Source organism: Micromonospora sp. A202 (genome assembly GCF_006715105.1).
In the GTDB taxonomy this organism is placed as follows: Bacteria; Actinomycetota; Actinomycetes; order Mycobacteriales; family Micromonosporaceae; genus Micromonospora; species Micromonospora zamorensis.
The window spans coordinates 6,512,583-6,531,614 of the sequence record NZ_VFMP01000001.1 but is presented as its reverse complement, the minus strand read 5'-3'; the positions used below and the strand labels follow the sequence as shown (position 1 = coordinate 6,531,614).

At 67.8% G+C, this 19,032-nt stretch carries 18 protein-coding genes and 1 pseudogene; 10 read left to right on the top strand and 9 right to left on the bottom strand.

The window, feature by feature from the left end; all coding sequences use genetic code 11:
- Positions 1–267 precede the first annotated feature (267 nt).
- Complete coding sequence (locus FBZ33_RS33565; protein ID WP_141911800.1) at positions 268–2,007, top strand: phospholipase; 1,740 nt, start codon at positions 268–270, stop codon at positions 2,005–2,007.
- 69 nt (positions 2,008–2,076) lie between these two features.
- Here FBZ33_RS33565 and FBZ33_RS33560 read toward each other — a convergent pair.
- The 4 genes and pseudogenes from FBZ33_RS33560 to FBZ33_RS30245 form a co-directional block, all read right to left on the bottom strand.
- A pseudogene (locus FBZ33_RS33560) lies at positions 2,077–2,292 on the bottom strand (transposase); the annotation flags it as partial.
- Positions 2,293–2,854: 562 nt separating this feature from the next.
- A complete protein-coding gene (locus FBZ33_RS30255; protein WP_141911796.1) occupies positions 2,855–3,763 on the bottom strand; it encodes an NAD(P)H-binding protein in 909 nt (302 codons plus the stop codon).
- 34 nt (positions 3,764–3,797) lie between these two features.
- Entirely contained in the window at positions 3,798–4,778 is a 981-nt protein-coding gene (locus FBZ33_RS30250; protein WP_141911794.1) for a zinc-binding dehydrogenase, read from the bottom strand.
- 25 nt (positions 4,779–4,803) lie between these two features.
- The gene (locus tag FBZ33_RS30245; protein WP_141911792.1) at positions 4,804–5,406 is read right to left on the bottom strand and encodes an NADPH-dependent F420 reductase; all 603 of its coding nucleotides are present in this window, start codon (positions 5,404–5,406) and stop codon (positions 4,804–4,806) included.
- Positions 5,407–5,613: 207 nt separating this feature from the next.
- Between FBZ33_RS30245 and FBZ33_RS30240 the strand changes: the two genes are divergently transcribed.
- Positions 5,614–6,225 carry a TetR/AcrR family transcriptional regulator gene (locus tag FBZ33_RS30240; protein ID WP_141911790.1) on the top strand — a complete coding sequence of 204 codons (612 nt, stop codon included), beginning with the start codon at positions 5,614–5,616 and terminating at the stop codon, positions 6,223–6,225.
- A gap of 80 nt (positions 6,226–6,305) precedes the next feature.
- Here the strand turns inward: FBZ33_RS30240 and FBZ33_RS30235 are convergent, their stop codons facing one another.
- The 4 genes from FBZ33_RS30235 to FBZ33_RS30220 form a co-directional block, all read right to left on the bottom strand.
- Positions 6,306–6,965: a dihydrofolate reductase family protein gene (locus tag FBZ33_RS30235; protein ID WP_141911788.1), complete on the bottom strand. Its 660-nt coding sequence runs from the start codon at positions 6,963–6,965 to the stop codon at positions 6,306–6,308.
- Between the two features lie 58 nt (positions 6,966–7,023).
- Complete coding sequence (locus tag FBZ33_RS30230; RefSeq protein ID WP_141911787.1) at positions 7,024–7,752, bottom strand: helix-turn-helix domain-containing protein; 729 nt, start codon at positions 7,750–7,752, stop codon at positions 7,024–7,026.
- A 526-nt stretch (positions 7,753–8,278) separates the two neighbouring features.
- Positions 8,279–8,749 carry a TspO/MBR family protein gene (locus FBZ33_RS30225; protein ID WP_141911785.1) on the bottom strand — a complete coding sequence of 157 codons (471 nt, stop codon included), beginning with the start codon at positions 8,747–8,749 and terminating at the stop codon, positions 8,279–8,281.
- 91 nt (positions 8,750–8,840) lie between these two features.
- A complete protein-coding gene (locus FBZ33_RS30220) occupies positions 8,841–9,779 on the bottom strand; it encodes an AraC family transcriptional regulator (protein WP_141911783.1) in 939 nt (312 codons plus the stop codon).
- A gap of 72 nt (positions 9,780–9,851) precedes the next feature.
- Between FBZ33_RS30220 and FBZ33_RS30215 the strand changes: the two genes are divergently transcribed.
- The 4 genes from FBZ33_RS30215 (at position 9,852) to FBZ33_RS30200 (ending at position 13,371) form a co-directional block, all read left to right on the top strand.
- Positions 9,852–10,700 (top strand): NAD(P)H-binding protein, encoded by an 849-nt coding sequence (locus tag FBZ33_RS30215; RefSeq protein WP_141911782.1) that lies wholly within the window; start codon positions 9,852–9,854, stop codon positions 10,698–10,700.
- Between the two features lie 14 nt (positions 10,701–10,714).
- Positions 10,715–11,197 (top strand): DUF1772 domain-containing protein, encoded by a 483-nt coding sequence (locus FBZ33_RS30210; RefSeq protein WP_255509075.1) that lies wholly within the window; start codon positions 10,715–10,717, stop codon positions 11,195–11,197.
- A gap of 140 nt (positions 11,198–11,337) precedes the next feature.
- Entirely contained in the window at positions 11,338–11,727 is a 390-nt protein-coding gene (locus tag FBZ33_RS30205; protein WP_141911778.1) for a hypothetical protein, read from the top strand.
- Positions 11,728–12,135: 408 nt separating this feature from the next.
- The gene (locus FBZ33_RS30200; RefSeq protein ID WP_141911777.1) at positions 12,136–13,371 is read left to right on the top strand and encodes an MFS transporter; all 1,236 of its coding nucleotides are present in this window, start codon (positions 12,136–12,138) and stop codon (positions 13,369–13,371) included.
- A 9-nt stretch (positions 13,372–13,380) separates the two neighbouring features.
- Here FBZ33_RS30200 and FBZ33_RS30195 read toward each other — a convergent pair whose 3' ends face one another.
- Positions 13,381–14,148: a class I SAM-dependent methyltransferase gene (locus tag FBZ33_RS30195; RefSeq protein WP_141911775.1), complete on the bottom strand. Its 768-nt coding sequence runs from the start codon at positions 14,146–14,148 to the stop codon at positions 13,381–13,383.
- A gap of 410 nt (positions 14,149–14,558) precedes the next feature.
- Between FBZ33_RS30195 and FBZ33_RS30190 the strand changes: the two genes are divergently transcribed.
- The 4 genes from FBZ33_RS30190 to FBZ33_RS30175 all read left to right on the top strand — a co-directional run bounded on the left by FBZ33_RS30190 (position 14,559) and on the right by FBZ33_RS30175 (position 19,019).
- A complete protein-coding gene (locus tag FBZ33_RS30190) occupies positions 14,559–16,100 on the top strand; it encodes a non-reducing end alpha-L-arabinofuranosidase family hydrolase (RefSeq protein ID WP_141911773.1) in 1,542 nt (513 codons plus the stop codon).
- A gap of 240 nt (positions 16,101–16,340) precedes the next feature.
- Positions 16,341–16,595 carry a hypothetical protein gene (locus FBZ33_RS30185; protein WP_088950666.1) on the top strand — a complete coding sequence of 85 codons (255 nt, stop codon included), beginning with the start codon at positions 16,341–16,343 and terminating at the stop codon, positions 16,593–16,595.
- Positions 16,592–17,920 (top strand): type VII secretion integral membrane protein EccD, encoded by a 1,329-nt coding sequence (gene eccD / locus FBZ33_RS30180; protein WP_141911771.1) that lies wholly within the window; start codon positions 16,592–16,594, stop codon positions 17,918–17,920. Before FBZ33_RS30185 ends, eccD begins: the two co-directional genes overlap by 4 nt.
- 13 nt (positions 17,921–17,933) lie before the next feature.
- Entirely contained in the window at positions 17,934–19,019 is a 1,086-nt protein-coding gene (locus FBZ33_RS30175; RefSeq protein ID WP_221629517.1) for a MinD/ParA family protein, read from the top strand.
- Positions 19,020–19,032: the final 13 nt, after the last annotated feature.

Below are 19,032 nucleotides of genomic sequence, written 5' to 3'. Positions count from 1 at the left end.
CAGCACGGGTGCTCGCGTCTGTTTTGGGTTCTCCCTCGATCACGTGGTATCCGACGACGGTGCGGCTGCGGAAGATGAACAGCAACCAGTCCCTGCCGGTCGCGTCCCTGCTCGGCGGGGCCAAGGAGACCCTCCGGTAAGCCGCGTACCACTTCCCCGCTCCCGTCAAGCGCACGGTGCCGCTGAGGCGCAAGCGGGTGGCATCCGCTGGTGCTGGCGGGTGCCAGCCGGGTGGTCGGCGCGTGCGCCTTCGGGCAACCAGTGTGAATGCTGTCCACTCTCAACATTCGCGTGGTAATCGCACCGCTACTTTGTGAAAGGATTTCGCGCATGCAGCCGTCGAGGGTCGAGACCCCTTTCCTGGACGCCATCGAAGCCGAACTCAAGGAGGTGTCACCGGGCATGCGAGGGCGGATCTGGGAACGCACCGACGGCAACGCTCTCGGCCCCCTCCCGGAGGCTCCGGGACCGTGGCTGCTGCAGGTCCCCAACTGCTGGGGCTCGACAACTGTCCCGAGCGCCAAGCCGGGCGTCACGGCCCTGCTGGACCGGATCCGGACCACGATCGCCCAAGCCCAGCGCACCGTGGACATCACCAGCTTCGGCGTGCCCAGCCTGCCCGGTTCTCCGGCGGGGGCCTTTCCGGACGGGAAGTTCGCCGAGGTCATGGGCGCGGGCCTGGGAGAAGCCGCCGTCGGGGCGAAGAAGGCCGGCCGGCGGCTGACCGTGCGGGTGCTGACCGGCGTGCTGGGCATCGACTGGACCGCCGACCCGTGGGTCTTCCGCAACCAGCTGATGCAGGCGATCGAGGCCGCCGGGCGCGCGGCCGGCCTGGTCGACATCAAAGGCGTGGTCGACATCAACGTCGCCGCGATGACGACCCGGGGCATCAGCTCGTACAACCACACCAAGTTCGTGCTGGTCGACGGCGAGGTCGTGATCCACGGCGGGATCAACTGGATGACCAACTACTACATCGAGGACGGGACGCTCGGCTATCGGGGCTTCGGGGGCACCGCACCGGTGACCGACGCGGACATCGTGCTGTCCGGCCCCGCGGCCGCCTCGGCCGGCCGCTTCCTGGACGAATTGTGGACCTGGGCCGTCGCCACCGCGTTGACCGAAGAGTACGAAAACTACGGCGGGCGGGTCTGGTTGGCGACCAAAAACGACGACGTGGCGGGGTGCATCCCCAACCTGTACAAGGGTGTCGCGCCGAAGGCCTGCGGCAACCTGACCGTCCTCGCGGTCGGCAGCCTGGGATACGGGATCAAAGAGCGGGACGAGAAGGCGACCACCTATCAGCCGCTGCTGGCCGGCGATCTGGAACAGGCCGCCTGCACCTACCCGTTAGACAATTCGAACAACGAGACCAATACCGACCGCGACTTCATGACGGTCAACCCGGACGCGAACGCCCTGCGGGTCCTGATCGCGAACGCCAAGAGGAACGTCGTCCTCTCCCAACAGGACATCTGCGGATTCAACCAGTTCCCGCTCTTCCATGCCCTGTTCGACGTCCGACTGATCGACGCCCTGATCCTCCGGATGCAGGCGGACGTGAAGGTCCGGATAGTCATCAGCAATCCCGGCCGGCCCGACTACTCGAACACGTCCCACCTGGACGAGTCGTACGCGGTCCTGTATCAGCGCGCACGATTGAGAACCGGTGGGCACGATCGAGCAATAGCCCTTTTGGCCAATAATCTGCAGCTTGCCCCGCTACGTGTCTCGGCCGAGCCGACCTGGCCCGGCGGCTACAAATACCGGCTGCACACCAAGATAGTCATGGTCGACGACGTGGCGTTCTACATCGGCTCCCGCAACGTCTACCCCGACACCACCCAGGACCACGGCTTCTTCATCGAGGATGCCGCCGCGGCGGAGCATTTGAAGACCGCCTTCCTCGACCTGCAGTGGAAGTGGTCGAAGGCCGCCGCCCTGATCAACTGGGAGGAGCCCGTCCTCCCGCCGTACCACTTCGAGAACCCGACCTACAGAGGATGAAAAACGCTGAATGCCTAACCAGAAGCAGGATATGGAGCGGCCCGGGCGTATGAGAGGCTCGACCGTCCCAGCCCGGGTGTCCCAGCGGCGGTGGCGGTAGCCGTTACGCGAGTTGGTTCGCTCATCGCTGCGTTCGCCGTACTCGGCGCCGCAGACCGCGTCGACCTCGGCGGACATCAGCACGTCAGCGAACGTTTTCACCATCGCCCGCAACAGATCAGGGCTCGCCGATTGAAGGTGCTCGCGCAGCAGCTGTGCGACGTTCAGACTCGGTTCTGCGGCCATCGCAGGTCTCCTTCGTGATCTTCAGACAATCCGAAGGATCTGCGATGGCCGCCATTTCTCAGGCCAGCAGAAAGCGGTGGTCTTCCCCTGGTCGGCCGTCCGAGTGCAGCGGGACCGCAGTGCAGGCGATGCGTAGGCGATCTACCTCACCGTCACTAGCCCCACTCCTCGGCCAGCGAGCCAGACCGCCGCGACCTGGCGGTGCATGTCATGGGCTATGCGGTCTTGCTGAACGGCAAGACGGATGTCGGCGTGGGTAAGTGAAGCCGCTGCGAGGACCTCCCCAACTGCCGCCTCAGAGGTGGATCGCCCGACCCCGTCGGGCACGGGCGCCTGCCGCAATTCCTGGGCGATGCTTACGAAGCACTTGTCCCCGGACCAGAGTGTGGATCGGGTTGCCTACCGGGGTGATGTCCTGCGTCGGTTCAGGTCGGCGCCGAGGTTCGTCTCTGCGCGGTTCCGGGCCGGCACCGGTAGAGCCGGCGCGTTACTCAACTACCCCGTCTGGGAGAGCGCCGCCCACTACCGGACGGCTTGCGAGGCTCCGAGCTGGTCTGGGCGATCACGCGCTGCGCGCCGATTCATTCGTCGTTCCCGGACCAACCGCCGGGTAGTTCTTCTCGAGGAATTCGCGGTAGCCGGTGGGCCGGTACCCGATCAGCCGCTCCAGATCGTCGGTGTGCTTGCTGAACGATCCGAGGCCGACACCTGCGACCCAGGCCGTCAGGAACTCGGCGACCGGGCCGGGAACGTCCTTCTGGAGGTAACTTTCGAGGAATTCTTCAACCGGGACGGGCAGGTAGGGGACCGGCTGGCCGTGGATCTCGCTCAATGTGGCGGCGATGTCCCGGTACGACGCCGCTTGGCTGCCGTTGAGCGTGTAGGTCTTGTTCTCGTGGCCGGCCTGGGTGAGCACGGCCACGTTGCCTGCTGCGAGGTCGCGCAGCAGCGCGGGCGCCATAGTGCCCTCGCCGGGGGGAACTCGCAGGCCCTTCTCGTATACGTCGGCCGCGAGGTATTGCTCCAGATAGTCGAGGTAGATCGGGTTACGGAGGATGGTGTAGGTCAGTCCGGAAGCACGCAGGGTCTGCTCCGTAAAGACGTCGGACTCGGTGACGCCCACCTGATTGATGCCGAGGTCCTCGTCGCGCTGGATCGCCGTGTAGATCACGTGCTTAACACCGGCCTGCTTCGCGGCCGTGATGGCGTTGTAGTGCTGGGTGTTTCGATCGGTGAAGGCCACCGCCGAGACGAGCAGGAGCTTGTCCACGCCGTCGAAGGCCCGTACGAGCGAGGCATAGTCGAAGTAGTCGCCCTGGCGGATGTCCACACCACGCTCAGTCAGATCGGCTGCCCGGTCGGGGCTGCGGGAAAGCCCGGCCAGTTGCTCGGCGGGCAGGCGTTCAAGGAGGAGTTGCAGGGTCAGGCGGCCCAGGTTTCCCGTGGCTCCAGTGACGAGCAGCTTTTCCATGTGTCGATTCCTTTTCTGTAGGTTCGATCGGTGTTCAGACGCTGATGACGGTTTTGCCGATGGTGCGTCCGCTTTCGGCCAGCCGGTGAGCTTCCCGCATGGAATCCGCAGTGAGACCGTGCAGGTGCGTCGTCACGATGGGACGTACGTGGCCCGCCAGATCGGCAAGAATCTGACCTTGGCGGTGGAGGTCGTGGCCGGCGATGACCCGGCTGAAAACCATCTCCACGTGCAGGGAAACGGATTTTTGGATCAGGGGCTCGATGTCGGTGGTGCCGGTGAGGTCGGTGGTTGCCACATGGCCGAACGGCCGCAGGACGTCGGCGATCCAGCCGATGTTGGCGGCGGTTCCCTTGGTGGAGAGCACCAGATCGATCCGGTCGACGCCCGCGTTCCGCAGCTGGCCGGCGACGTCCGCTGTGTGGTCGAGCACCAGGTCGGCCCCCATGGCCGTGCACCACTCGCGGGAGTCAGGCCGGGAAGCCGTGCTGAGCACCAGGGCGGAGGTCTTGCTCTTGAGCAGTTGCGTCGCCAGCGAGCCCACGCCTCCGGCGCCGCCTACCACCAGGACGTTCTCGACCCCAGTGGGCAGGCCGTCCTGGTCCCGGAACAAGGCTTCGGAGGCGGTGAGGCCGCCGATCGGCAAGGAGGCGGCATCGGCGAAGGAGAGCTGATCCGGAATCCGGGCGACGACCCGGTGGTCAACCGCCAGGCGTTCGGCCCAGCAGCCGTCCCGGGTGACGTCTCCGGTCCCCATGACGCGGTCTCCGACGGCGAATCCCTGCGTCGCCGATCCTGTCCTGGCCACCACTCCGGCGAACTCCCAGCCGAGGATGACCCGCCCACCCGGGGGTGCACTGCGCAGCTTTCGGACGGACGCCTCGCCCGGGTTGACGCCCACGGCCCGAACCTCGATCAGCAGATCGCTCTCACGCATCTGCGGTTCGTCCGTATCCGTGAGCTTCAGGGCGAACTCTTCGAGCGGGTGGGCCTTCTCATAGGCCAGTGCCTTCACTGGATCTCCCGTCGGATGTTGGGGGTCAGTCCTGTTTGAGAGCGTGCAGAGCAGAGAGCGGACCCGTTCCGACCTGCATGAGACGGCCGCCTTCGCGCAACGGCCCCGCGTCTACCGGCGCGAAGCCGACGGCTTCGAACGTCTGCTGGACGAGCGTTTTCGCCTCGGTGTCATCTCCGGCGCAGAAGAGGAGCTGACGGCCCTCGGCGTGCTGGGGATCAGCCGCGATGTACTGCCCATACAAGGTGCTGAAGGCCTTCACCACCCGCGCGCCGGGGGCGTGGCGGGCGACAATCTCGCTGCTGGTCTCGTCGCCGAGATCGGCGAGGTCGGCGGGCGTCTGACCTACGATGTGATTGGTGGCGTCCACCAGGATGCGCCCTTTCCAGGCGGGCACACCGGCCAGCGCAGTCGGTACATCGCTCCACCGGACGGCGAGGAACACCATGTCGGCTGCCGCGGCTTGGGCGACCGTGCCGGCGCTGGCCAGCGGCCCTAATCCGGCCACGACCTCGTTCAGCGACGCCGGCCCGCGGCTGTTGCTCAGCATCACGCGGTGGCCCGCAGCCACGAGGTGGCTGGCAATGGCCTGCGCGACAGTACCCGCCCCGATCGTTCCCACGTCCATACCCAACCTCTGTCCGTTGCAGACCCCTTGAGGCCTCTTACGATGACGATCGTCATCAAAAGGAATAATGATGGTTGACATCGTTACTGTCAAGGTGGGTGCCGACGTGACGGCGTCATTGATGATGGGTATCATCGAAGGTTCGGGTGGCGTCGGCCCTGTTCAGCAGTGGCTCGGGTGCGCCACCCGCCCGGGAAGGAGACTCACGTGCCCCGCCTCACGCCGGAGCGGAAGAAGCTCAACCACGACAGGATCATCGAGGCCGCAGGTCGGGGTTTCCGGGCCCACGGTGTCAACGGGATCGGCATCGCCGAGCTGATGAAGGCCGCCGAGATGACGCACGGCGGCTTCTACAATCACTTCGGCTCCAAGGATGAGCTCGCCCTGGAAGTCATCCGGCAGGGCTTCGGCACCTCCCTCGGCAACCTGGCCGGCATCCGCGAAGAACATCCCGGCTCGGCCCGGGCGGCCCTGGATCACATCTTCGACCAGTACCTGGCCGTCGAGCACCGTGACCATCCCGAAATCGGCTGCGCGTCCGCCGCGTTGGTCACGGACGTCGGACGTGAAGGCGTCGCGGCCCAATCCGAGTACCAGCACGGGCTTGAGGGCTTCTTCAGTGTCATCACAGAGATGGTGCTTGAGAACGCCAGTCAGTCCGGCACTCACCTGGATGCCGGACAGGCCCGCGAGCAGGCCATTGCTCTGTTCAGCCAGATGGTCGGCGCGCTCGTCGTCTCGCGAGCGGTCGTCAGGTCCTCCCCCGCCCTGGCGGACGAGATCCTCAAGGCGAACAACTCTCGGCTCAAGCAGGTTTGAACGGCCGCTCAGTCGGTGCTGTTGAGTGCGGCAACCAGCAACCGTTCCCGCGCTCCCTCGAAGCCGGTCGGGCACCGTTGTCAGTCGAGGACCGTCGCCGAGCGCCCTCCGTCGACCGTGTACGCGCCTGCGGAGATCGCGCCGAGGCTCGTGGGGTTGAGGGTCAGCGAGACGACGCCGCTGGGCAGTACGCGCGAGCCCTCTTCGACGGTTGCGAACGTCGCGGGCGTCGATCCGTCCGGGAACAGGCGCTTTCCCGTGCCGACGATGACCGGGAATTGGAGTAGCCGGTAGACATCGACGAGTCCTGTCTGGTGCAGCGTCTGCACGAGTTTCCAGCTTCCGTGAACCTGGAGTTCCTTGCCGGGAAGCTCCTTGAGGCGGCGTACCTCGTCGGCCGGGTCACCGCGTAGGACCGTCGTCGGGTTCCAATCGGCTTCATCGTCGGTCAGCGTAGAGCTGACGACATACTTTGGCAGCGGGTTGAGCTTGGCGGCAATCAGGTTGTCAGGTTCGGTGACCTTCGGCCAGTACCCGCCGAGCAGGCCGAAGCTGGTGCGGCCGAAGAGGAACGCGTCGGCCTCACGGAACCAGCTCTCGACGACTTCGTTGGTGTGCGTCGAGGCGTGCGGAACGAGCCACCCGCCGCGGTCGAAGCCGCCGGAGCGGTCCTCGTCGGGATTTCCGGGTCCTTGCATGACGCCGTCGAGACTGACGAAGATGTTGACGCTGAGTAGCACGGTTTTCCTTCAAGTTCTGGTTGCGTACAGCCGGCCAGGGCTGGCTGGCAGACGGACGCTAGCTGCCGGGCCCAGGGTGGGTCTTGTACAGGAACGACATCGCGGCAAAGTGGTCCGCCTGCAGCTCGCGTGCGGTGCATCCGACGTAGCGACGCAGCGCATGCGCGAGGTGGGCTTGGTCGAAGTACCCCAACGTCTCGACGACTGCGCGCCAGTCAAGGCCGTCGCGCAGCATCGTGGCTGCGGCGTTCGCGCGGTCGATCTGCCTTACGGCGGTTTGCGACAGTCCGATGATCGCGCGGTAGCGACGCTGCAGGGTTCGCTCGGTCGGGCTGGCTTCGGGATGCTCGGCGATTTGCTCGTCGTCCCCGAGTTGCGATCGCACCAGCAGACCTGCGTCCTGCAATCGCCGGACGAAATGCTCGACGTTCTCGAACGTCGGCGCCTCCCAGCTTTCGCCGCCGATGACGATCCTGCCCGATTCCGTCACTGGGAACGGCACGTACCCATCGACGATCGAGGCTGCAGGATGCGGCCGAAGAACCGCGCCGAATGCGAACCGGACCCCGAGGAACTCGGTGCCCGGCGGGACCGGTGCCGTAGTCGCCCTCGTTTCTGGCCCGCGCAGGCTGGCGAGTAGGCGTCCCTGCGCCCGCGAGAGGATCAGATGCCAGCAGGTGCGTGCTGCGGACGTCATCGTCTCCTCCGCGTCAGAGCGGGTGCGCCACACGCGGTCGACGAGGCTCACGTCGATCTCGGTGTCGCGATGCTCGAACCGCAACGCCATGGCCTTCTCCGTCTTCAATCTGCCGAGGTTCCCTCCTGAGGCTAGCGACGTCGACAATCAGGACCGACAACCTTCAGAAGCGCAAGAAGTACGACCGGAGTTCCGTGAGGGGCCGGTCCGAATCGTCGAGGAGGCGGGGAAACCGGCCGCGCAGGCACGGCATGCGTCCGTAGCCTGCTGGCGCCCTTGCACCCCTCGGATGAGCTGCTTGCCGAGCTGACAGCAACCGCGGCGGCGATGGCAGCAACCGATGACAGCAAAAGGGCTGGACCGGCCGACGCGGCAGCGTACGAGTAGAGCGTCGCGATCAGCAGTTTGACGACCGTCCTGCACCGAGTCGGACAGCCTCGCCGAGGCTACGGACCAGAAGGGTAGGGGTTTGAGTCCCTTCGGGCGCACCAATGATCAAGGCCGTGACCTGGAAGATCGAGGTCACGGCCTTCTTCTTTCCCCAATTTTCGCTTCGGCCTCTCCGGTCCGGTCGGCGGTGGCGCTTCCGTCGGTGCTCGGGTGTTGACCGATCTGCTCACCTGTTGGCGTTGAGACGGACGATGGTTCCGTTGAGGGCGGTGGCGAAGAGTGTCCACGCGGCGTACGGGGCCAGTGCGACGGCCGCAACGCGGTCGGTCTGCGAGGCGCGGCGAAGCAGCACGAAGTTGGAGGCGTTGAGCGCGGCGATTTCGGCCAGCGCGACGGCAGGCTTCTGGGCCTTGAAGAACAGCGCGCTCCACCCGAAGTTGAGGGCCAGATTGAGTGCGTAGGCGCGGGTGAACGCGGCGCGGTCGGCTTCGCTGGTGCGGTCCAGCACACGGGCGCCGGCTACTGCGATCAGCGCGTAGAGCGGCGTCCAGGCCAGCGGGAACGCCACGGGTGGGGGTTGCCAGGTCGGCTTGCGGAGCCGCTGGTACCAGCGCGAGGAAGCGTCGGTGACCGTCGCTCCTGCGGCGGCCGTCACGGCGACCGCCGCTGCGGTCTTGACCAGGGTTGGTAGTCGCATGATGTTCAGCTACCCGGCCTGCGACGGATCAACCGCGCCCGGTTACCGACCCAACGTCCGGCCGGCAGCGCCGTCTCGATGCCGATGCCCGCTACTGTCCGACAGCCAGTCGGTGTTCCCGCGGGCTGACACCGCGGATGCGTTTGAAGGCCGTGCTCAGGGCGAAGGAACTGCCGTAGCCGACGTGCCGGGCGACGGCGCCGACTGTGGCTCCTGGCTCACGGAGCAGGTCGGCTGCCAGGGCCAGCCGCCACTCGGTGAGGTACGACATGGGCGGTTCGCCGACGAGCGCGGTGAAGCGGCGGGCCAGCGCCGCCCGGGAGACCCCGGTCCTAGCGGCCAGCGAGGCGACGGTCCAGGGTTGGGCCGGGTTGTTGTGGAGCATCTGCAGAGCCCGGCCGACGACCGGATCACTGTGCGCTCTGTACCAGCCGGGGGCTTCGGCCGCAGGTCGGGCGAACCACTCGCGCAGCGCGGCGATGAGCAGCAGGTCGAGCAACCGGTCGAGGACCGCTTCCTGCCCCGGGTCGTCCTTGACGATCTCGGCGGCCAGCAGCGGGACCAACGGGGAGTCCCAGGAGTGGCCCGCGACCACCAGCAGCGGTGGCAGTGCGCTCAGGAGCCGCTGGCTGACCTCGCCCCGCATCGTGTAGGTGCCGGTGAGCAGCATTGTCGGGCCGTCCGGGCTGTTGCCCCAGGTGCGTACGCCCAGCTCCATCATCTCGGGCAGTTCCTGCCCGTCCGGGGTCGTGCAGAGCTGGCCCGGATGAATGATGACCTGCGGCGCCGTGGCCGGGTCGTCGGCGACCGTGTAGGGGTCGGGGCCGCGAATGATCGCCAGGTCGCCGGGACCGAGGCGTACGGCGGCACTCTCGTCGGCGAGGACCCAGGCGTCACCGTGGAGCATGGCCACCAGGGTGAGTGGCGCCTGGTCCTCGATCCGCATCGACCAGGGCGGGGTCAGGACCGAGCGGAGGAGGAACGCGCCCTGGGCTCGGGGTCCGTTGAGGAGACTGGCGACTGCGTCCACGTAGACGATTACACACAGAGTCGCGAGCTTTGGCTATCCACAGTCTCACCCCGCTGCATTTCAATGATCCCTATGACGAAGGAACGAGAGCGGAAGACGGTTCTGGTACTCGGTGGAACCGGCAAGACCGGCCGCCGAATCGTGGAGCGGCTGCAGGGGAGCGGAGTGCCTGTTCGGGCAGGTTCCCGCTCCGTTGCGGAGCCGTTCGACTGGGCGGACCGGGCGACCTGGGCGCCGGTCCTTCAGGGGGTCGGATCGGTGTATGTGTCCTACTACCCGGACCTGGCGGTGCCGGGCGCGCCCGAGACGGTCGGGGCGTTCACCGAGCTTGCGGTGACGTCCGGGGTCTCCCGGCTGGTGCTGCTGTCCGGTCGCGGTGAGGACGAGGCACGGGCGAGCGAGAGACTCGTCCAGTCGGCCGGGGTCGAGTGGACGATCCTGCGGTCCAGCTGGTTCAGCCAGAACTTCAGCGAGGACTATCTGCTGGAGCCGGTGCTGGGCGGCGAGGTCGTCCTGCCGGTGGGGAACGTGCCCGAGCCGTTCGTGGACGTCGACGACATCGCCGAGGTGGCCGTGGCGGCCCTGATCGAGGACGGGCACGCGGGGCAGGTCTACGAGCTGACCGGTCCCCGGCTGCTCACCTTCGCTGAGGCGATCGCCGAGATCTCCGCAGCGACGGGCCGCCGTATCGATTTCGTTCAGGTGCCCCCCGACGACTACGCGGCGGCGCTCACTGCGGAGGGCACGCCGCCCGGGGTCGTGGAGCTGCTGATGTACCTGTTCACGACCGTGCTGGACGGGCGCAACTCCCATCTGGGCGACGGGGTCCAGCGCGCCCTGGGTCGACCGCCCCGCGACTTCGCCGACTACGCCACCGACACCGCCGCCACCGGCGTCTGGGACAAGGGACAGACATCATGAGAGTTGCGCAGCAGGTGTCGCTGATCGCCGCCACCATCACCAGCGGACTCATGGCGGGGTTGTTCGCCGCCTTCGCCTACGCGGTCATGCCCGCACTCAGAACGGCCGACGACCAGACGTTCGTCGGCGTGATGCAGCGGATCAACGTGGCCATCGTCAACGGCTGGTTCATGCTGAGCTTCCTGGGCGCACTGGTGTTCGCCGCACTCTCGGCTCTCCTGGCCTGGCGCGGAGACGGCCGCCCGGCGCTGCCGTGGATCATCGTCGGGCTCACCCTGTACCTGGCGATGTTCGTCATCACCACCGCCGTCAACGTCCCGCTCAACGACAAGCTGGCGTCGGCCGGCGATCCCGGCCATATCGCTGATCTCGCAGCCGTACGCGCGCACTTCGAATCGAGCTGGGTCACCTGGAACATCGTCCGCGCGCTGGCCAGCACGGCCGCCTTCGGCTGCCTCTCCTGGGCTCTGGTCGTCTATGGTCGCGCCACCGGATGATGCTTTTACAACGGGGTGAGAGCTTCACAGACCTCGCGGGGTCCGCGCCCACGGTCGCCAATCTCGCATCCGTACGATGCGCCCGCCGACAGCACCGGCGGCGAAGGATCAATGGATGTGTATCGGGGAGACGAACCGACATGACACCTGAAGTGGCAGTTGCCCCGAGTGGCCTACTGGCTCCGGGTGAGGTCAGCCTGTTGCGGCGAGCGCTGGCGGAGTGGGGAGGCCCCGGGCAGTGCAGCGACGAACTGGCCTTCGGCATGGGGTTCGACTCAAAGGCCGATCTGCTGAGAAGGTCCGGGTCCTTCCGGTCAGCGCTGGCGAATGATGCTCCGCTGGCTCCGTCAGACTGGGCGCGCATGCTTCTCGCGGTTGAGGTTGTCTTTATCAGCGATCTTTCTGGTTCCGGTGTGGACTGGCAGACGACCACCGGGTTCACTGATGCTGCGACCGTCGAAACTCTTCGTTCGATCCAGCGTAAGTTGGCGCGGACCGTGCAACCGTACTTCGGGAAAAGGCCCAGCTGAGGACGTCAGCAGATCAGAGAAGATGATCTGCTCCTCGAAGTGGAGTAGGGCGATAACTCTCCTGAGGCGATCGAGAACGCCGACGGTTGGGTCACGCTCTTGGACGGGACGAGCTGGTCGGCCACCCTTCTGACCTATGCCGAGCTTGGGCGAATCATGGACAGGTGGCGGGTGACCGGAGAATGCCTCGACGGCAGCTACCTCACCTGCCCCGATCTGGTGGTGATTCAGAGCCCCGGGGTTCGAAACATGCTCTCAGCGGTCAGGGACATGGTCGCCAACGGCGATCATGAGCTGTCACTCAGGCGCGTACGGTGATATCCGGCCGCCGCCGGAGCAGTAATGGGTGGAAGGCAGAGTTCTGGGGCCACCCGCCGACAACTGGTTGACCGGGACGGGAGTAGCCGCATGGCAGCGCCGTCGCAGATGAGCAGACGACTGACGTTCCTGTTCGCGGTGGCGGCGGGAGTGGCCATCGGCAACCTGTACTGGGCGCAGCCGCTGCTGGGCTTCATCGCAGGCGACCTGCATACCGCGACCGCGACGGCCGGCTGGCTCGTCACCGCGACGCAGGTCGGATACGCCGTCGGCGTGCTGCTGCTCGTGCCGCTCGGCGATGTCCTCGACCGTCGTCGGTTCGTCCCGTTGATGCTGCTGGCCTCGGCGGCCGCACTGTTGCTGTGCGCGCTGGCGCCGTCGATGGGCGTACTCCTGCTCGCACTCGGCCTGCTCGGCGTGACGACGATTTCCGGGCAGGTCCTCACGCCGCTCGCCGGTGATCTTGCCGGTGCTGCCGACCGTGGCCGGGTGGTCGGCACCGTCGGGTCCGGGACCCTCACCGGGATCCTGGCCTCCCGCACCATCAGCGGGTTCGTTGCCGAGGCCGCGGGGTGGCGTGCGATCTTCGTCCTCGCCGCGGCCGTCGCCGTGCTGCTCGCGGTCCTGCTCTACCGCGCGATTCCGCCGCTGGCACCGCGGACGCGCATGCCGTACCCACAGCTTCTCGTCTCGGTCGGCGCGGTGGTCATGCGTGAGCGAGCGTCTCGATGGACGCTGGTCCTGGCCGCCACCGGCTTCGCCGCGTTCTCGCTGTTCTGGACGGCGCTGACGTTCCTGCTCAGCGGCCCACCGTTCCGGTATCCGGCGCCGGTGATCGGGTTGTTCGGGTTGGCTGGGCTCGCTGGTGTCCTCTCCGGCCTGCGCGGCGGTCGTCTGCACGACCGCGGCTGGTCGTTGCCGGCCACCGGTGCGGCCTGGGTGCTGGCCCTGTGTGCCTTCGTCGTCGCGGTGTTCGCCGGTCGGTCCGTCGTCCTTCTCATCACCGTGATCGTCATGATCGACGTTGCTCTCCAGACGCAGGCCCTCCTCAATCGGGCGCGGCTGTTCGCCCTCTCCCACGAAGCCCGCAGCCGGCTCAACACTGCGCTGGCCGTCAGCAACTTCATCGGCGCGGCTGTCGGCTCCGCCGTCGCGACCACGCTCTGGTCCGTGGGTGGCTGGGCAGCGGTCACGATCACGGGTACGGCGCTCTGCTGCTTCGCGCTCGCAGTGTGGGCGCTGGGGCGTCGCGGTCCGCTCGTGATCCGCTCCGCCCTGCCCGATGGCGCGGCAACGGACCGCAGAGACGCCCCAGCAACCGCCTGATGTGCGCACCTAGTAATCGTTGGCGCGTTCGAGGGTGAGCAACGGCTCGGCGAAGACGGGTGCCGGCGCGTCGGGGTCCGCGGCGACGGCGTCCTCCAACCGGCGGAAGCCGGCCTCCAGGTCGTCGGGGCTGAGCTGCGCGAAGAACGAGAGAGTACGCAGGCGCAGCCGTTCGAGCATGTCGCCGTAGGTGCCGGAGGACGGCTCGGCGACAGTGTCGAAGCTGGCGACGCGCCAGCCGAGGGACGTGAACATCGCGATGACCTCGTGCAGTGGCTGAAACAGGGCAGCGTCCACCTCGTACCCGTTGGGGAAGTGCGCCAGCCACCACGGCCGGGGATGGTGGTCGCTGAAGTTCGCCCGCAGCAGCAGCCGGCCGCCGGGCCTGATCACCCTGGTCAGCTCCCGGGCTGCCCGGGGCTTGTCCTGGACGTGGTGCCAGGACAGGAACATGAGTGCGTAGTCGACGCTGTCGGACGCCACCGGCAGGTCCTCGGCGGCGCCGGCCAGATACCGCACGTCCGGGTGCTGGGGTTGCGTCTGTGCGACCTCGCGCATCCGGACCGATGGCTCAACACCGGTGACAGGCCCGAACGCCTCCGCCAGCGCGGGTGTGAACCTGCCGGTCCCCGACCCGACGTCGAGCCCCGTGAGCGGACGCCGATCGGGCAGTACCGCTTCGAAGGCCCTGATCCATTCGCGCAGTTGCTGCTGGGCGAGTGCCCGGCCTCGCGCGTAGTCCTGGTGCTGCTCCGTGTCGTAGTCGATCGACCTCATCGCACCTCCCGGATCCATCAGGGGCGAAAATCGCCGCCTAGATGGGCAGCCGTCGATGTTAGCGCGCACGAGGCGCCTCGCTCAAGGGTCCGAGTGGCGTCCGGGCCGGAGGCAGGGGGTGGTGTCTGCGGATGGTGATCACGTCCAAGGAGCACCGTGCGCCATCGACCGATGTTCCCAGCAAGTTACGACTTGACGAACGCCATGTTATCGCTCACAGTCGATGCTTAAGGACGACGACACCTCTGGCTTACCGGGCGAGCCTGCTTCGTCGACCTCGAATCAGGCGTGCGCCAGGGCATGCAGAAGTCTTGTTAGCGCTAACTACTACGACGCATGTGCCCGGCCACGCGTCGCGGTGCGCCCATCTTCGGGCAGGCCGCTCGGCTCTTGGTCATTGAAGGAGGATCATGTCTGCCCTTGATAGGTCTCCATCGATCGCGCCGCCGGCGCGGCGGCGATGGTGGTTGCCCCGAGTTCTCGCTGCTGGCGCTATGGCGGTGATGGTCGGCGGTGTCGCCGCAGCAGTGGTGTCGTCACCTGCCGCCGCGGCGACGGTCGACACGACCGCGTGGTACGTGTTGGTCAACCGCAACAGCGGCAAGGCCCTGGACGTCTACAACCTGGCCACGAATGACGGTGCCCGGATCACCCAGTGGGCCCGCAACAACGGCAACCAGCAGCAGTGGCAGTTTGTCGACTCCGGGAGTGGCAACTACCGGTTGAAGTCCCGGCTGTCCGGCAAGGTGCTGGACGTCTCGGGCTTCTCGACGGCCAACGGCGCCAGCATCGTGCAGTGGACTGACAACAACAGCACCAACCAGCAGTTCCGGTTGGCCGACTCGGACAGCGGCTACGTCCGGCTGATCAACCGCAACAGCAACAAGGTGATGGAGGTGCAGGGCGCCTCGACCGCAGACGGCGGCAACATCGTGCAGTACGACGACTGGAACGGCGCGAACCAGCAGTGGCAGCTCGTCCGCGTCGACGGTGGCGGCAACCCCACCACGCCGCCTCCGACGACCCCGCCGCCGGGTGGCACGTGCGACCTTCCCTCGACGTACCGGTGGTCCTCCACCGGGGTGTTGGCCAACCCGAGGTCGGGTTGGGTGTCGCTGAAGGACTTCACTGTTGCTCCGTTCAACGGCCAGCAGCTCGTCTACGCCACCACGCACGACTTCGGGTCCAGCTGGGGTTCGATGAACTTCGGCCTCTTCTCGAACTACTCGCAGATGGCCTCGGCCAGTCAGAACGCGATGAACTCGGGGACTGTGGCGCCGTCGTTGTTCTACTTCGCGCCGAAGAACATCTGGGTGCTCGCCTACCAGTGGGGTGGGCCGGCGTTCTCCTACCGGACCTCGACCGACCCGACCAACCCGAACGGTTGGTCGTCGCCGCAGACGCTGTTCACCGGAAGCATCACCGGCTCCGGCACCGGCCCGATCGACCAGACTCTCATCGGCGACGGTACGAACATGTACCTGTTCTTCGCCGGGGACAACGGCAAGATCTACCGGGCCAGCATGCCGATCGGGAACTTCCCCGGCAGCTTCGGCAGCAGCTACACGACCATCATGAGCGACACCACGAACAACCTGTTCGAGGCCCCGCAGGTCTACAAGCTCCAGGGTCTGAACAAGTACCTCATGATCGTCGAGGCGATCGGCTCGCAGGGCCGCTACTTCCGCTCGTTCACGGCCACCAGCCTTGGCGGTTCGTGGACGCCGCAGGCCGCCAGCGAGAGCAACCCCTTCGCCGGCAAGGCCAACAGCGGTGCCACCTGGACCAACGACATCAGCCACGGCGAGCTGCTGCGGACCAGTGCCGACCAGACGATGACGGTCAACGCCTGCAACCTGCAACTGCTCTACCAGGGTCGTTCCCCCAGCTCCAACGGCGTCGACTACGGCCTCCTGCCGTACCGGCCGGGTCTGCTGACCCTGCAGCGCTGAGTCATGACGCAGGTCTGACTCGTCGCGGATTGTCGGCCCCCTGGGATCGTCGTCCTCGGCGGGTTCGGGCAGGCCAGGTAACCGAAGTGGTGGAGAAGGGCCCCGGCGGAGTGATCCGCCGGGGCTCTTGCCACGAAGAGCGAACATGCAGGCGCGTGGATCTTGCTGGCGGCCCGACCTCCGTCGCCGCCCCACGATCGACACCCCCTTCGGATTAGCGGGCGTGGATAGAATCGGCCCGTGGCTCGTGAATACGACACCCAGCTCATCGAGTCGGTCGCGGTTCGCCGCGCCCGGATGCGTGAGCTGCTGCTGTGGGGCCGGCAGCGCCGGGTCCGTGCCACGGGTGACGGGTTCAGGTGGCTGCGGATCGGGCTCGTGTTGGCGGCCGTGGCCTGCGCCGGGTGTGTGGGCTGGTCCTTCCTCAAGGACGTCATCGCCGATCAGCAGAAGGCCCGCAACCCTCCGACGGTCCAGTCGGAGGGCACGCGATGACCCAGGCACAGTCGCCCGCCGCCGCAGGCCAGCTCAGCCGGGTGACCCTGGCCGGCGCGCGTCGACGCATCGACCTGGTGTTGCCGGCCGACGAACCCCTCGGCCTCCTCCTGCCCGAGATCGTCGCCATGGTCGGCCACCGACCGATGGACGATTCACGGGGATACCAGATCAGCACCCTCGACGGCACGGTGCTCGATCCGGCCGGCAGCCTGCGACAGGCGGCCGTCCCGGACGGCGCGATGCTACGGGTCGACCCGATCTCCGAGGCGCCGCCGGCGGCGATCGTGCACGACGTCGCCGACGAGGTCGGCGACGACCTTTCCCGGAGGTACGGCCGCTGGGGCGTTGCCGCCCGGATGTGGACCGCCACCGCCGTGTGCCTGCTCGCCGCGACGATGGCGGCCGTGCTCGCCGCCCCGCGACTGGGGGCCGCGCTGGTGAGCGCGATCGGCGGCGTGATCGCGCTGTCCGGCCTCCTCGTCGGGCTGGTGGCCAAGAGGGCCGTCGGGATGGCGGTGCTGCTCAGCGGTGCAGCGATGGCGATGAGCATGGTGCCCGGGCTGACGAACGGGCAGACGTTGCGCTGGGCGCTCTGGGCTGCCGGCGTCGGCTGCGTCGTGCTCGCCGTGGGCACGGTGACGGGCAACCGTCGCGCCGGCGTTCTCGGTGGCGGGACGGTGCTGGCCCTGGTGGCTGGTTGGGGCGTACCGCTGGCGCTGGACATGCCTTCCGAGCGTGTCGCGGCGGTGCTGGCGATCGTGTCCGTCGGAATGCTGGGGCTCCTGCCCCGGATCGCGATGATCGCGTCCGGGCTCACCCGCCTCGACGACCGGCGGAGCAACGACGAGCTGGTGAGTCGCGTGACGGTGGAGGCCGCTGTCAACTCCGCGCACCGCGGGCTGGCCGTGGCCGCCGTGGCGACGGCGACGTCGGCGACGCTCGGCGGTCTCGTCCTGGCGGCTGCGGCGGGCCCGTGGGCGCTGGTGCTGGCGGCTCTGGTGGCGAGCGCTCTGCTGCTGCGGATGCGTGCGTTCCCGCTGGCCGTCGAGGTGGTGGGGCTGGTGACCGGTGCTCTGGTGATCGTGGGCGGCCTGCTGACGCGCTGGGTGCGGGACACGCCCGACGCGTGGTGGGGTCCGGCGCTCACGGCGCTGGCCGTCTGCGCGGTGGCCCTCGTGATCCTGGCGTACCGGCCGCCACCGCACGCGCTGGCCCGAGCCCGGCAGTACGCCGACCGCGCCGAGGCGTTGACCGTGATGGCACTGGTGCCCGTTGCGGTCGGGGTGTTCGGGCTCTACTCGCGACTTCTCACCACGTTCTGATTGAGGCGGTGGCATGAGCGCTCCACCGGTGCCCGGCCCGACCCACTCCGGGGGGCACGGACCGTACCCACCACAGCGGCGGGTGCAGGACGGCTCGACCACCCCCGCTGCCGCTCCTCGGCAGCCGGCGTCGGCACCGCAGGCACCGCCGCAGCCCGCGCAGGCCCCCCGACCGACACCGACGCCCCGGGCACCTGGCGATGCTGCGGGGTCGGAGCCGAACGACCTGTCGATCGTCCGGCGGATCCGTGCCGGCGATCCGCCACTGCGGCGAATGTGGCGCAGCGCCAGCCGAATGTTCACCAGCAGCCAGGCGACCCGGGCGCTCGCCGACCTCGCCGCCGAGGTGCAGGTGCCGGTGCACACCGGCCGGCGGATCGCGGTGGCCTCCGTTCACGGTGGGGCAGGAAAGACCACGGTGGCGGCGGTGCTGGCATCGGTCTTCGCGGCGCGCCGGTCCGATCCGGTGCTCGCCGCCGACGCCGACCCGTACGAGGGCTCGCTGACCTGGCGGCTCGGCGTGCCGAGCGAGCCGCCCCTGGACCGGCTTGCACCCGACCTGATCGCGGCCCGGGGCGGTGATCTCCGCGCGCTCGAACCGTTCCTTCCGCGCACCGGCACGGGCCTGTGGGTGCTGCCGAGCGGCACCGCGAACCCGACCCTGTGCAGCGAAGTGACGCGGTCACTGTCGCGCCTCTTCGCTGTCGCCGTCGTCGACTGCCCACCTGGCCTGGAGTCGCGGACCGCGGCGGCGGCCATGTCCGACGCGCACTCGGTGGTGCTCGTCGCCGCGGCGACGCCGGACGGGGTCCGGGCCACCTACCAGGCAGTGCGGCGGATCATCGACGGCGGGTACGGGTCGTGGCTGGCACGTGTGGTGGTTGTCCTGAACTCCAGCAACCCCGATGGCCGGGCCGCCCTCGTCGACGATGCCGCGCGCGAGCTGATGGCGCAGACGGGCGTACCCGTGGTGGTGTTGCCCTACGACCGTCACCTGGCTGCCGGCGCGCTCATCACGCCGTCGCGGATCGGTGAGGCGACGCTCGTCGAGGCGACCCGCGCGGCCGCGTTCGCCCTGGCTGCGGCCAGGCGGATGTAAGCGGAGGACGCCC